The 14727-nt window shown below is 44.5% G+C and carries 8 protein-coding genes and 1 pseudogene; 8 read left to right on the top strand and 1 reads right to left on the bottom strand.

Features of this window, described 5'->3' with window-relative positions; genetic code table 11:
• From RDQ32_RS08640 to RDQ32_RS08650, 3 genes and pseudogenes are all read left to right on the top strand, one after another.
• A pseudogene (locus tag RDQ32_RS08640) lies at positions 1-783 on the top strand (polyphosphate kinase 1); the annotation flags it as partial.
• Between the two features lie 100 nt (positions 784-883).
• Positions 884-3238, top strand: coding sequence for a spore photoproduct lyase family protein (locus tag RDQ32_RS08645; protein ID WP_308580042.1), 2355 nt, complete (start codon positions 884-886; stop codon positions 3236-3238).
• A 98-nt stretch (positions 3239-3336) separates the two neighbouring features.
• Positions 3337-4071, top strand: a complete 735-nt coding sequence (locus tag RDQ32_RS08650; protein WP_308580043.1) for an SDR family oxidoreductase — start codon at positions 3337-3339, stop codon at positions 4069-4071.
• 645 nt (positions 4072-4716) lie between these two features.
• Here the strand turns inward: RDQ32_RS08650 and RDQ32_RS08655 are convergent.
• Entirely contained in the window at positions 4717-6174 is a 1458-nt protein-coding gene (locus RDQ32_RS08655) for a sodium:solute symporter family protein (RefSeq protein WP_308580044.1), read from the bottom strand.
• Positions 6175-6416: 242 nt separating this feature from the next.
• On the opposite strand from RDQ32_RS08655, the gene RDQ32_RS08660 reads away from it, so the two are divergent.
• From RDQ32_RS08660 to RDQ32_RS08680, 5 genes are all read left to right on the top strand, one after another.
• On the top strand, positions 6417-8900 hold the full coding sequence (locus RDQ32_RS08660; RefSeq protein ID WP_308580045.1) for a hypothetical protein: 2484 nt from the start codon (positions 6417-6419) through the stop codon (positions 8898-8900).
• A 125-nt stretch (positions 8901-9025) separates the two neighbouring features.
• Positions 9026-10882, top strand: coding sequence for a hypothetical protein (locus tag RDQ32_RS08665; protein ID WP_308580046.1), 1857 nt, complete (start codon positions 9026-9028; stop codon positions 10880-10882).
• 77 nt (positions 10883-10959) lie between these two features.
• On the top strand, positions 10960-12699 hold the full coding sequence (locus tag RDQ32_RS08670) for a hypothetical protein (RefSeq protein WP_308580047.1): 1740 nt from the start codon (positions 10960-10962) through the stop codon (positions 12697-12699).
• A 332-nt stretch (positions 12700-13031) separates the two neighbouring features.
• On the top strand, positions 13032-13937 hold the full coding sequence (locus RDQ32_RS08675) for a PDDEXK nuclease domain-containing protein (RefSeq protein WP_308580048.1): 906 nt from the start codon (positions 13032-13034) through the stop codon (positions 13935-13937).
• Between the two features lie 333 nt (positions 13938-14270).
• Positions 14271-14666 carry a Fic family protein gene (locus RDQ32_RS08680; protein ID WP_304069393.1) on the top strand — a complete coding sequence of 132 codons (396 nt, stop codon included), beginning with the start codon at positions 14271-14273 and terminating at the stop codon, positions 14664-14666.
• Positions 14667-14727: the final 61 nt, after the last annotated feature.

Genomic DNA, 14727 nt, shown 5'->3' on the forward strand with positions numbered 1-14727 from the left:
AATTATAAGGTACATTCCAAGCTTTGCTTAATTGCAAAACAGACGGAACAGGGCATCCACTACATTACCCAGATCGGAACCGGTAATTACAATGAAAAAACTGCCACTTTGTATACGGATCTTTGCCTAATGACCGCAAATCAAAGCATCGGAAAGGATGCGGCAGAGGTTTTCCGTACCCTTCTTTTGGGAGAAACTGTGGAATCTACGGAGGCTCTTTGGGTGGCTCCCCACGGTTTACAAAATCGCATCCTGGAAAAAATCCAGGGAGAAAAGAAGAAATGCGAAGAGGGCAGAGGCGGCTATATCGGTTTCAAGTTAAATGCCTTGACGGATAAGGATATTATTGATGCCTTGATTGACGCGTCCAAAAGCGGTGTAGTGATTCAGCTTCTGGTACGAGGCATTTGCTGTCTCATCCCCGGAATTCCGGGAAAGACGGAGAATATCTCCGTTCGAAGCATCGTTGGTCGGTATCTGGAGCACTCCCGGATTTATCGTTTTGGACAGGGAGAGGAAGAGGAGCTTTACATTGCCAGTGCGGACTGCATGACCAGAAACACCCTTCGAAGGGTGGAGGTGGCTGTGCCCATCTGGGATCCTGAGAATAAGAATCGGGTTCGGAAAATTTTTGACTTAGGCTTCCAGGATACGGAAAAAGGAAAATGGCTTCTTTCCGACGGTCTATATCATGATCCGGATCCTATGCCGGAGGAACGATTGGATTCTCAAGATTACTTCTACCGGGAAGCCTATCGGAGAGCGGAACAGGAGAAAAGCTAAGGAATAAAGCCAAGAAATAAAGCCAAGAAATAAAGCTAAGAAATAAAGCTAAGAAATAAAGCTAAGGAACAAGCTTGAGAAATACAATTAAGGAATAAAAATGGTCTATATCTTTGCGGCCCACAAGGGAGAAGTAGAACATCTTATCAAGAAACTAAGTCTGGGGAAACGAAAAATTTCGTTTCCCTTTTTGCAGTATGAAGGGGAAGAAATCCTCCTGACCATCACCGGACAGGGACAGATTAATGCTTCTGTATCTGTTGCGGCTACTTTGCAAGAGGAAAAAGCCAAAAAGGGAGATATCCTGCTTTCTTTAGGGAGTGCGGCAGTGATATTAGGAAAGAATGGGACAGCATCAGAAGAGCTGATGGGGCGCTGGTTTTGGATTCAAAAGCTGGAACAGCAAAGTACAGGTCGATGCTTTTATCCGGATTTACTGTATAAGCTGGACTTTCCGGAAGCCGGGCTTTTAACGGGGGATAAGATTTTAGAACGGACTTCTATGGGGGATAGAGATACCGTCTCCGAAGGGCATATCGATTCCAAAGAATATATCGTCTCCGAAAGACGCAGCGATTCCAAAGAACACAGCGACTCCGAAGAACATATCGTCTCCGAAGAACCAAGCGACTCCAAAGGAGTTAGCGGATTGGATAACACCTTACTTTACGATATGGAAAGTGCCGCGGTATTTCAGGCGGCAAATTTCTATTTGGCTCCCGAAGATTTCTTTTTTCTTCGTTGTGTAACGGATTTTGGGGTAAATCTTAGCGAAGAAACAGATTCCTTCTCCTCCTCTTCTTTGTCATGGAAGGAAAAGCTACAAAGTCTATTGCAAAAGGAAGAGGACAAAGTTCTTCGTCTCATCCGATTTTTACAGGAAAAATCAAAAGAAAGAAGAAAAGAAGAGGAAGAGGAGACCGCTTTTCAACAGCAGCTTCAAAGTCTTTCCGAAAGCCTGCATTGTTCCTTTGTGATGGAAAAGCAGCTGGAAAGCCTGCTTCGATATGCCGTCCTGCAAGGGATTTCTCAGGAAGAAATTCGTGAATATTTAGAGCGGAATTTTGGAAGACGGAATGCAGGGGACGATGCCGGTCGGGATGCTGTGAATGGGGTCAAAGAAGAGGTTCTCAAAGGCCTTGGGAAGGATACAGATAAGCAAGGGAGACTTACGTTGATTGATAAAAGAGCCGGAAAAAAAGCTCTGTCCTCTTTGAAAGAATGGATTTTGTCCGAAAGAACTTTGCAGGCAAAATGTGACGGTTCAGGAGATTCCTTGCAAAGCAATCGCTGCAGTTCAGGGGATTCCTTGCAAACCCATTGGGGCAGTTCGGAAAATATCTTGATGAATCATTATGGTTGCTTCGGAAGTACATCGCCGAAAGGAAGACATGCAAACAGATATCCCTATCAGGAGCATTTTCAGCATATTTATGTGGAGGAAGCCTTGCTACAGAGTTCTGATGTGGAACGGATTTTACAGAAATTCCCCAAGGCAAAGGTCATTCCCATTAAGCATTACAAGGATGTGTTTAACCGAAAGAAACAGGGACGCCTTGCCCAGTCCCATAGCCGAAAGCTGATTTTGGCAAAGAAAGAGGGGCAAAGGTTGTATGACGGAGCAGTGGTTTGCCAGGATTTTTCGGAAAGCCATTTTTGCTATACCTCCCTTCTGATGAACTGCCCCTTTCACTGCGCCTACTGCTATCTGCAAGGGATGTACCCCAGCAGCAATCTGGTGATGTTTTTAAATTTGGAGGATTATTTTTCCGACTGTAGAAAGTGGATTGCAGAGAAGGGAAGCTTGTATCTTTGCATCTCCTACGATTCGGATTTGTTGGCTATGGAGGGCGTTTATCCCTATGTGGAGGAATTTGCCCGATTTTTAAATCAGGAAAATGCTCTCCGCATCGAGGTGAGAACCAAGGCGGGAGGAGAAGGGCTTTGGCGGAAAATGCCGAAACTTCCCCTATCTTCGGATGCTAGAAAACGAATGATTTTTGCCTTTACCCTGTCTCCGGAGGAGATTATTGAAGAGGCGGAGGAGGGCACCGCAAGGCTTTCTTCCCGCATCTTTGCCATTCAAAAGGCTTTGGAAGAAGGGTATCTTGTACGGCTTTGCTTTGATCCTATGATTTATCATCCCCGTTGGAAGGAGCTCTATAGTGACTTACTCCAAGAAGTTTTTGAACAGATTCCCATGGAGCAGATTCATGACTGTAGTTTGGGGAGTTTCCGAATTTCGGAAAGCTATTTAAAGGCTATGGGAAAGGCTTTGCCCAGCTCTCCCCACACCCAGTTTCCCTATGAAAATACCGGGGGCTATTACCATTATCCCAAGGAACTGATGGAAGAGATGGAAGGCTTCTTGTATATCCGTTTGCAGGAGAAGCTTCCTAAGGAGAAAATTTTCCGTTGGGACAGTCAGGAAGAAGACAGTGTAAACGAAAAATAGAGGCAGGCAGGAACTAAGACCTGAAACAGAACTAAGGTCAAGCTTGTAAAAAGACAAGGGGTATGAGAAAAGACAAGGGGTATGAGAAGAAAAGGGGTGTGAACTTGAAAAATTTGTGTAAGGAGCAGCAGCAAGAAAAACTGGCTTTGGTCACCGGAGCCTCCGGTGGAATCGGATTTGCCATTGCGGAAAGCCTACAAAAACTGGGCTATACCGTCTATGGCATTGGCCGGGATTTTTCCGGTCTGAATCCAACTTTTCAAGCGATTTCTTTGGATTTACGAAAGAAAGAAGAAAGAGACAGTTTTCTAAAAAGCCTTCGGGAAAAGGGAAAGCTTACTCTTTTGGTTCACTCTGCCGGCGTGGCCTATTATGGATTACAGGAAAATGTAGAAGAAGCAAAAATTTTAGAGATGACAGAGTTGAATCTGGAAATCCCCATGATTTTGACGCAGCATTTTTTACGAGAGCTAAAGGAAAATCAGGGGCACATCATTTTCATCTCCTCCGTAACCGCATTGGAGCGAAATACCTATGGGGCGGTGTACGGGGCAGGAAAGGCAGGACTACTGTCCTTTGCCAGAAGCCTATTTTCCGAATATAGAAAAAGCGGTCTAAAGGTACACAGCATCTTGCCGGATATGACGGATACCAAGCTGTATCGAAACGCGGATTTTACCGTGGGAGAAGAAGGAAGCTACCTCCTGCCGGAGGATGTGGCTTCGGCGGTGGAAATGCTACTCACCCAAAGAGAAGGCGTAGTATTGGAGGAGATACTCCTCCGGCCACAACGCTTTCAGGTGAAAAAAAGAGAGGGAAAGAACAAGGTTTAGCTTAACTTTCTGCCAGATAGCTGTGGAAAGGGGGGGGACGCTGAGAGCGTGACTCAACGTTTCCGAATAAAAAGAAAGAAGAGACTATAGATTTTTTGGTTCAATAGAATAGGTCCGAAAGAGGGGCAATCTGAGCCCGATACTTACCGAAAGCCGATGAAGTGAAGGACTGCAAAAATCAATAAATGAAGCGATTGCAGTAGGGGGCTGTAAGAGAGGCAATCTGAACCCGCAGGTATTTACGAAAACCGGAGGAAGGACTGTAAAAATCAATAAATGAAGCGAATGATGCAGTGTAGGTCTATAAGAGGGGTAGTCTGAGCCCATCGGTACTTACTGAAAGCGAGTGAAGCGAAGCTTGAAGTTAGTACCGCTACGAGGCGAAGCTAGCGAGAGCGTGCCCCATTTATAGACCTACACTGCATCAGAGCGCATCGTTACAAAAATACAGTCCTTCACTGCGCAAGGCGAAGTTAGCGGGAGCGTGCCCGATTTCATGCCTATACTGCATCGGAGCGTATTCTTAAATATTTACAGTCCCTCACTACGCAGGGCGAAGTTAGCGAGAGCGTACTCGATTTTGGACCTATTCTATGGATAACGGTCTATGTCTCTTCTTTCTATTTTAGGAAGCCCGTTGCTGGATTAGTCGTCTGCTTCCTCCGCCAGCTCTGTTCCTTCCTTTGCGGGAGGCATGAGGATGGAGAAAACCATAAAGCCGATGAATGCGGCAATCAGTCCGGGAATAATGGCCTGACTAAAGTGGATGCCGAAGAGCATTCCCTTGGACACATGCTCCAGATAAACTACGGTAATGGTTCCCAGTACCAAAGATGCAATGGTTCCTGCTGTGGAGGCCTTCTTCCAGAAGTGTCCCAGTACATAGGGGAAGAAGGAACCGGCAGCCCGGAGGGTAAAGCAGAACATCAGGATGGAAACGATGCTCTGGGTATTGAAAAGGGCGATAAACATGGAAGCCACACCCACCAAAACCATGGTGATCTTGGTCACGTTCATAACTTCCTTGCTGCTGGCATTTGGCTTCAGGAAGATTTTGAAAATGTCATTGGCAAAGATGGAACCTGCGCCCAAAAGGTCTGAATCGGAGCTGGACATGGTGGCGGAGATTACACCGGAGAAGAGCAAACCGCAAATGATGGCAGGCATGGTGCGAATTGCCAGAATCGGCAAGGCATACCGTGCGCCAACGGAAGCAAATTCGTCGGCAGAGAATTTTCCCATATTAATCAGTGCCAGTACAATCAATCCCAAAACAGTAGGAATAAAGGCATAAATAAAGTTTAACAGTGCGGCAAGCCAAGCGCCCTGCTTTGCCGCCTTTTCATCTCTTGCGGCATAGAAACGGGAAACCGCTTCCTGTCCTACAGAGAAGGTTCCTACGTACATAATGACGAGAGAGAGAATCCCGAAGAAGTCATAGCCCGCAAAAAGATTCAAGCTTTCCTTAGGAACATTTTGAATCACGGCTTCCACGCCGCCGGCATGGGAGAGGGCGAAAGGTACTGCCGCCATCATACCGATGATAATCAGGAAAACCTGTACGAAGTCGGTCAGGGTTACGCTCCAAAGACCGCCCATAATGGAATAAACCGTTACCACCACTGCTACAATGATTACGGAAAGTTTATAGCTTAATCCCAGCATGGTGGAAAGAATAACGGAGGAAGCGATAAACTGTCCTGCGGTAAGACCGATTAGAGGAAGTAGCATAATGATTGCCGTCACCAATCCGGAGGATTTTCCGTAACGTCTCCGGAAGTACTCCGGAACGGTTTTTACCGTGGCGGCACGGAACTTCGGCGCCATAAAGGATAGAATGACAAAGGCAATTCCCATGGTGATAATGTACCAGGCGGCACTTAAGCCATAGCCGGACATTCCGTTTTGCACAACGCCCAGAGAGCTACCCCCTCCGATTTCCGTTGCGGCAAGAGTTCCTGCCATCAGCATCGGACCCAACCTGCGCCCTGCGACCATAAAGTCCGTGTTACTTGTGATTTTTGTGGAGGAGTACCAGCCGATAAACAGCATGGCCAAAAGGTAAATCACCACCACAAGACAAACAACCCAATTTGCACCCATAAAATCTCCTTTCTGTTTTTCCAACTTGCAGATTGTTATGATTGTAACATAGTTCTATAAATTTGTATTTATTTTTTGAAAAAATCGAGCGTTATTTTATGCAATTTCTCCTGTTTAATATGAAAATTTTTTTCGCTTAGTCCTTCGTCTTGAAAAAACTACCTAAATAGCCTAAAATACAGAAATACCAATAGTGAGAACTTTAGCAACACAATCAGGAAGAGAAAGTAAGGGATTTAGGAATGGCAGAGGGAAGAAGAGGAAGCATTGTAAGAACAATCGCCGGTGTGGGAATCGGTCTTCTTTCCCTTTATTTTTTTCTGCTGTTTTTTCGTGATTCCGGAAATCTGGAGCGTTTTTTAGAAGAGAAAACCCAAGATGCGTTCCGGGAAATGCTTTGGCTTTTTGCTTATCTCTTTCTCTGTCTTATGGGATTTTTACTCAAAAGGAAAATGCAGGATGCCCCGGAGAAAGGGAATTTTTCGAGAAGAGAAGCTTCCGGAGCAGCATTAAATAGAGCCTTTCTTAGCTTTCTTTTTCTTCTCTTTATTTTACCAACGCTGGTCTTTGCCTATCTTCACCGAATGCTTTTGCCAATGCTTATTTCCGGCTTATGGTTTTTTGTGCTTGCCCTTTTGTTTCGCTTTGTTACCACGGGAAGGCCTCTGCAAATTTTTCGAGACATAAAACGATTCTTTTCCTTTTTAGAAAAGGACTTTCAGGAGGGAGCGCTATATCCCTTGGTCTTTGCCCTTCCCTTTTTTATCCTGCAAATGAACCGCAGCAATGTGGCTTTGGATTATGACTCCCTTCGTTATGGGCTTAGAAGTGCTTATGTCTTGTTTCCGGAGGGCTTTTTCTCTGCCCACGGGCAAATTAACAGCGTTTACAGCTATCCCAAGGGACTGGAGCTTTTGACCTATCCTTTAAATTACCTTCCGGGCTATGGCTTTCTTTTGTCCTTCAGTCTTTGGACCTATCTGGCCTTGGCTCTGGTTTTTGGCTTGCTTCTCTTTCATTTTCAGAAAAACAGAAAGAAGCTTTATATCGGTATACTCTGTTTTTTCCTACTGTCTTCTGTGGGGAATATGTCCCTTACCATGAAAACGGATTTATTCACCCTTTTGCTGCAGCTCTCCGCCTTGTATTTCTTCCTAAAGGGAAAGAGACTGCAAAGTTGCTTCCTGCTCTTTTTTAGCTACAGCTTTAAGCCTACGGCGGTGGTTTTTTCTACCCTTCTGGGAATCGTTTTTCTCTTCACCATGCTTTTGGAGTTTTTCGGGAAGAGGAATACAAAGGCAAATACGAAAGAAAATATCAACATCAATGGGAATACCGGCATAAATAGCAACACAAATCCTAATACGATTCAGGTGAAGGGAGAGAAGTGGACTTCGGAGCTTCCCTTTGTCCTGTTTTCTGTGGCCTATACAGGGATTATTACCCTACGGACTTTTTTGATTACGGGGCTTCCCTTTTCCACCACCTTTACCGGCATTTTCAAGGCCATCGGTTTTCACGTAAACTGGCCCTTTAACTTGGATGCCCATGTGGATTACAGCGGAGAGCTTTCCCTTTCGGAAAGTACATTCTCCTTTTTCCGTAGATTCTTTTCTTTCCTTTTTTATCCGGTAGGAGAGGATATGGAGCATGTGGCCATTGCCTGGAGTGGCGTGCTTTTTCCGCTGATTTTAGTCTTCGGGATATGGCAGTGCTTTTCCTTAGGAAGAAAATGCTTACCGGGAAGAAATAGTTTACCGGGAGGAAATAATTTACCGGGAAAAAATAGTTTACTTGGAAGAAATAGTTTGTTGGGAAGAGAAGCCATTCTTTGTGGGGAGAGTGGAGAAGCTTACCTTTGGGACTACCTTCCCCTTGCCCTGTCCTTTCTTGTGATAATGTCATTTTCTCTGCTGAGCTTTGTGATGCTTTGGCAGATTGACGGAAATTACTATATTTTATGGGAAAGTCTGGCATTACTGCTATGTTTTAGCATGGGAAGTGCTCCGGAAATAAGTTCTCAAGAAGAAAATGCAAGGGGCTCCAAGCTTTCGGCTTTTCTTTTAAAAGTCTTTGCCTTCTCCCCCTTCTATCTTGCAGCATTTCTTACTACCATCACCACCAGCTGGGCGGGGGCAGTGGGCTTTACCCCCATTGATTTGGCTAACAAGGGCTATTATGACCATGGCCTGGTGGAGCTGGAAAATCAAGGAGAAAAGGGAAGCCTTCCCGCCTTTTCGGAAATGTCAAAAAATCCAAGGCACCATGTTTTGGCCTTTGCGGAGACACCGGAATGCTATCGAATCCCCTGCAATGTGCAAAGCATTACGGACGTGGAGGGATCCGGAGGAAGTCCGGGACTTTACGATTCCCCCCTCTATTTTGCCTGGTTCTTAAAATGGTCCGATACTGACTATGTGTATTTGGAGCAAAGCTTCCTGCATGATGAGAGGGAAGAGCGAGCCGGGGAGATGCTTCTGCAAATGGCGGAGGAAGGCATTTTCCAAAGTCCTATGCTGGTGGAGAAAAATAAAATCCTGCCTCTTGATGGCGTAAAGGCATTTTCAGAATCCAATGGCGAAGGGGCGGAACAGCTTTTGCTTTTACAGATTCGGAAAGAGCGTTTAGAATATCCTTGGAACAAAGAGCCCTATCCCGCCTTGACTAAGGAAGAAAAAGTAGAAAAAGATAAGATCGTGCAGTTGCTGTCGGAGTATTTGCGATAGGGTTTCCGAAGGCATGAAAGCGGTAGTTGACAGTAGGATGAGAGTGGCAGCCTCGCTATATCTCTAGGGAATAAAGAACAGGCGGATTGTATTACGAAATCCGCCAATAGAAAGGTAAGGAGTAAATGAAACAAGAAGGAAATAAAGCTTTTATAAAAGGAATACCGCTGGGAGGCTATTTGCTGGCCTTTCTCCTGCTATTAGGCGCTGCCTATTGGATTAACCGGCAGATTCACATCAAGGCCCTTTACATGGACGACCTGTATTTGTTTTCCTTTTTCCGGGAGCAAAATTTCTTTGAATTCAGCTTTCCCATTGGGCAGGCGGTACGTTTCCGCCCGGTGTATTGGGCGATTTCCTATATCGAAATGGCTTTGGTTGGGGCAGATCCCAACCGTTACTTGCATTTCAACATTTTTCTGAACAGCCTGCTGGCCTTTTTTCTCTTTTTCTTTTCTTTGAAAATGACGAAGAAGCGCATCCTGTCCTTGTCCCTTGGGCTTCTCTTTTTGTCCGCCCACTTTGCCTACTACCAGATCGGGCAGGCCATCGGCATTTTGGAAACCCTGGCTTTGGGCTTTGCCCTTTTAACGCTGTATTTCCTTTACCGTCAAATCGACTGCGAGGAGAGGGCTTTTGGGAAAATGTTGCTCTTTTCTCATCTGTTTTTCTTCCTCTTAATTTTCACCCATGAGCGATATGTGGCTCTACTGCCGTTATTTTATATTCCCCTCTTTTTTAGAGGAAAACAGACGGAGGTAAATACTGCTGCCAGGGTGCAGAATATAGGGCTAAAAGAAGCGGAAGAATCGGAAAATGCGAAAGCTTTAGATGGTGCGAAAGCTGCAGATTATGCAAAAGCTTCGGAGTCCGCTTTGTCAGGGATTGCTGCCGTGGGAAAGCAGTATATTGTAGTGGAGCAGGGCGAAAGTGAAAGTACAAGTGTAAATACCGGCGCAAATACAAGTGCATATATAAGTGCGAGTACAGGTGCATATACAAATGTAAGTGAAAGTGTAAATGCAAGCGCAAGTGCAAGTGCAAGTGCAAATGTAAGCGCAAGCGCAGGGAAACAGGATAAGTCGGAGAGCCAAGCCCGGAAAAGACCGAAGCTTCTTCCCTTCTTCCTGCCTTTTGTACAGGTCTTTTTGTTCTTCAGTATTCGCAGCCTGGCCATCGGTTCCTTTATACCGAAGGGAACGGGAGGAACGGAGGTACAGGACGGCTTTTCTCTGACGAAAGCTCTGTCCCATGCCTTTTCTCAGGTATTCTATATTTTTGGCATTCAGGCGGGGCCGGATTACCTTGCGGGAATTCCCTGGGAAGAAGTAGGAAGAAAGCATCGCTATGTCATTTACGCTTCCATTGCAGTTTTAGCCTTTAGCATTCTTTTGGCTTTGCTTTTTGCGATTCGTAAGGGCAAGCTGAAAAAAGAGTTTTTCGGGAAAAATATTTTGTTCCTATGCTTTATTGCTCTTTGCATCGGTTGCTCCTCTATTACTATCCGGGTGGAAATGCGTTGGGTTTATGTAAGCTTTGCGGCGGCTCTTTTGTATTTTGCCTATCTTTTGGGAAATACCGGTATGCCGATTCCCACATTTTTTGTCCTGCTCTTCGTTTGCCTGCGATTCCCGGCGGAAATGAAATATCGTGAGTCCTTCCCCAGAATTTACTTCTGGGAGGATCAGGACCGGATGAACTCCCTGGCAGAGCAGACCATAGGAAAGTACGGGCGAGACTATGTTTTGGGCAAGCAGGTGTATATCCTGGAAAATAACTACAAGATGAGTAAGTTCTACGGAGATACTTTCTTCCAGGTCTTTGATCCGGAAATGTCCGGACAAGGCACGAAGATTCATTTCATCAAGGACTTTAGGGAACTTCCGTCGGAAGCGAACTTATACAACAGCCTTGTTTTAAAGGAAGTTCCGGAGGAAAGAGCCTATAGGGATATTACCCAGGAGGTATTTCCCAACCTCTGATATTAAAAGATTCTCCGGATCGGAGAAAAGATTACAAAATAAACGGCAATATATTCGCAGAGAAAGGAAGGGAAAGCATGGCAGAGCATGAGGGACAAAATAGAAATATACCGGTGGCCGGGTTAGAAGTTTCTACGGCACCGACTTCGGGTAAGCATCTGCTTTTCAAAGGGAAAGAAGGGAAGCTCCCTATTGCTTTATTGCTCCTTTCTTTCCTTATGGCCCTTGCCATTCTCTTTTATGTTCTTCTAAGTACTACGGATGTTTTGTATTCCGACTATATTCGGCTGGTAAATTCCTACTTGGGAAAGCCCTTTCAGATTGGAGATTTACTGCAAAAGGATATTTTAACCAGAATTCCCTTGACCTATTTCTTTAGGGAAATAAACCGCCATTCTTTCGGTTATACCCTGATTTTTGACCGGGTACTTGGGGTACTGGGACTATTCTTAGCCAGCAAACCCTTACTGCTTTTTATGCGAAAAAAACAGCTGCCCTTTTTGCAGCAGCTTCTGTTTTTACTTCTTTTTTACAGCTTAAATAAGTGGGAAATGCTTTTAAACGGCTCGGGTTATATTCATTTTCTGGCCTTTTCAGCATTTTATGACTATTTCTATGCTTTGGATCAGGCCTTCAGCAAGAAAAGCTCCTTGCTTGTTCTATCGATTTATCCGCCATTTATTTTACTGGTGGCAGGCCCCTACTGCTTGGCGGTATTCCTTTCCTGCTTTGCTCTGTTCTTCTTCCTGGTTTTGGGGAAGAAGCTCTGGGATATCAAGGGGACAATTCTTCTCCTTATTTCCAATGGACTTTGCCTCTTTTTGTATCTTCTCAGCAATCACTATGCGGTGTATGAATATGCCGGGGCGGAAAGCATTTCCCTAAAAGAGGTACTGCAAAATCATCTGCTTTTTGTGGTGAAATTTATCTTTTACGGCTTTTCCTCTATGCTTGTTTCCGGGGAAAATCTGGAGAAGCTTCTTAGAGACGGAGCAATACAGGGAAAAGGGATTGTGTTGATTGGTGCATTTGTGCTTTTCTTTTATATTTTTATGACCCTCTTGTATCTTTGGAAGTTTTTTGCCTCTTCCGGAAATGGAGGAGGAAAGGTATTTGCCGGGAAGGGAAAGGAAGGTCTTTCTTCGGAGCAGAGGCAAGAAGAAGCTAAAAATCAGGTAGGAAAAAGTTCTATGGCAGCAGAAAATAGCGTAGAGACTTTCTACTTCGGTTTACTGCCGGGACTACTGCTTCTCCACGGCTTAGCCAGCCATGCTCTGGTTTTCCTCACTCGCTATATGTTTTTAAAGGAAAGCTATGCCTTTCAAAGCCGTTATGCCCTGCAATATCAAAGTGCTTTGCTGGGAGCATTTTTGATTTTGTTCCTATGGAAGAATGAGAAGAGATTCAGTTCGGAACAGGAATTAAGAACAGAACAGAAATCTCAAAAAAAACAGGCACCAAGAACAGAACAGAAATCTCAAACAAAACAGGCATCAAGAATAGAACAGAAAACGGGCATTGGAGAGCAGATAAGGATTGAACGGAGACAAAGAACAGCGCAGGGCAGACTTACCTTTTGTCTCCTGATTAGCGGAATCTTCCTTTTGGGAACCCTTTGGACAGACAGCAGCGAATGGGGAAAAGCCATGTATCGACGGGAGCATTATGAGCGTATGTGGACCTATTCCCATGACCTTTCCGCCTATTCCGATGAGGAGCTGGAAAACGTTTTTGAATATCGTCATGGTGGAGAACGAATTCGGAAGGCCTTTGCTATCTGGGAGCAGGTGAAAAAGGAGCGGAGAGAAAGACCTTGAGCAAAGTAATAATTTGCTTCAACATCATTATACACTGTCAAGTATCGTAAACATGCTGGTGTCAATTCTGAAGCCTTATTCATACTGCCGTGTATATGAAGGCAAAGTGCAGAGTTTAATACAATTCAGCGATTGCCTCGCCGCCTGAAAATCAAGATAAATGAAATTTGCAGACGGGGTCTGCAAAATTGGAGGATAAGATGGAGTTACAGGAAAGTACTCAAATCCAACTCATAACGGATATCAAGAATAAGATTAAAGCCGCGTAATACAGGGCTTTGCTGAATGTGAATGAGAAGTTAATCAGGTTGTATTGAGATATCGGAAATGATTTGAACAAGAATACAGCATATGGAAACAAGTTTATTGATACATTGGCACAGGAGATTAAACTGGCTTTTCCAGAGGCAAAGGGCTATTCAGCGAGAAACCTCCGGTATATGAAGCGTTTTGCTAGAGAGATAACGGATCAGAACTTTTTGCAGACGGTGTCTGCAAAATTGCCGTGGTCTCATAATCTTGTGCTGATTGAAAAATTGAAAACTATGGAGTCCCGATACTGGTATGGAGTGAAGGCGATTGAGAATGGATGGTCAGTTGCAGTATTAGAACATCAGATTGCTACGGGATTGATTGACCGTGAGCAAGGAGGAAAACTTCAAAATTTTGAGAAACTTCTTCCGGAGGTACAAAGCGAACTAGCGATACAGACCATGAAAGACCCATACATTTTTGATTTCGTTGAGTTTGACGAAAAGATGAAGGAACGCCAGATAGAGGATGAGCTTGTAAAGAACATTACAAATTTTCTTCTGGAAATGGGCAAGGGCTTTGCTTATATGGGGCATCAGTATCCATTGACACTCGGCAAAGATGAGTTTGCACTTGATATCCTGTTCTACAATACAGTCCTACATTGCTATGTGGTTGTAGACCTCAAAACAAAGAAATTTATTCCAGAATATGCGGGGAAGATGAATTTCTACCTATCTCTTGTTGATGAGAAGCTGAAAACAGAGATTGATAATCCTTCAATAGGCCTTATACTGTGCCGGGACAAGAACAGGACTGTAGCTGAATTTGCATTAAAAGATATGGTAAAGCCTATAGGTGTGTCGGAATATCGCTTTACACAGGAACTGCCGGATGAGATTCGAGAAGCCTTTCCAGAGGCGGAAAAATGGGCGGAGCATATAGTAATTGAGACGGCAGATGTAACGGGAAGAAATGAAAACTGAACTCAAGCAGACCGGCAAAGCTCAGCGAGAAGCTGAAAAGTTCCCGACCATCGGAATCAAATCCGAAAATCGGGAGCTTGCTTTATGTGCAGAATTATACTCGGATTTCCGTACCGTCCTTAATGGTGAAGCGGATGTTGTCCTGTATTAGCCCTGTGACGATGTTCAGCTCATCAACTCGTCATTGAACGGGATAAGATCACAACTGAAAATGCCAACCTTGCACATGGACACGGAAACCTGAATCTGAAAACATTCAGACCATTTGCAAAGAATCCGCCGATAGCAAAGGTTTTCCGAGAGATTGGACTTGCTGATGAGCTTGGAAGTGGTATGCGAAACAGCTATAAATACACGAAGATGTACTCCGGCGGAGAGCCTATTTTTACAGAAGCTGATGTCTTTACAACTATTATTCCTCTATCTGAAGCTGCAACAGCTATGGTCGGGCCGTCTATAGAACTTGCTTCAAGGGAACAAGATAAGGAGCAAGTAAAGGAACAAGATAAGGAGCAAGTCACGATACAAGATCTTATTCAATTTTGCTCTATTCCTCGTAGTCGGAAAGAAATGCAAGAATTTATGGGGCTGGTCGGTAGAAGAAACTTTTCGGAAAAATATATCAAGCCTTTACTTATCGCAGGAAAAATAGAAATGACGGTACCCGATAAGCCAAACAGTAGGAACCAAAAATATCAAAAAGTGAATAGTGAAGGAATAATTTCCTAAGGACGGGCATGTTGAGGCGGTAAGTTTGCTAGTCAAGGAGTAAAACGACGAAGATTAGCAT

The sequence above is a fragment of the uncultured Oribacterium sp. genome (assembly GCF_902481605.1).
GTDB lineage: Bacteria > Bacillota > Clostridia > Lachnospirales > Lachnospiraceae > Oribacterium > Oribacterium sinus.

What these genes read in the sequence shown, in the direction of transcription:
- RDQ32_RS08660 (WP_308580045.1), top strand. Translation starts at nt 6,417, where the DNA reads ATGGCAGAGGGAAGAAGAGGAAGCATTGTAAGAACAATCGCCGGTGTG.
- RDQ32_RS08665 (WP_308580046.1), top strand. Translation starts at nt 9,026, where the DNA reads ATGAAACAAGAAGGAAATAAAGCTTTTATAAAAGGAATACCGCTGGGA.
- RDQ32_RS08655 (WP_308580044.1), bottom strand. Translation starts at nt 6,174, where the DNA reads ATGGGTGCAAATTGGGTTGTTTGTCTTGTGGTGGTGATTTACCTTTTG.
- RDQ32_RS08680 (WP_304069393.1), top strand. Translation starts at nt 14,271, where the DNA reads ATGCGAAACAGCTATAAATACACGAAGATGTACTCCGGCGGAGAGCCT.
- RDQ32_RS08670 (WP_308580047.1), top strand. Translation starts at nt 10,960, where the DNA reads ATGGCAGAGCATGAGGGACAAAATAGAAATATACCGGTGGCCGGGTTA.
- RDQ32_RS08645 (WP_308580042.1), top strand. Translation starts at nt 884, where the DNA reads ATGGTCTATATCTTTGCGGCCCACAAGGGAGAAGTAGAACATCTTATC.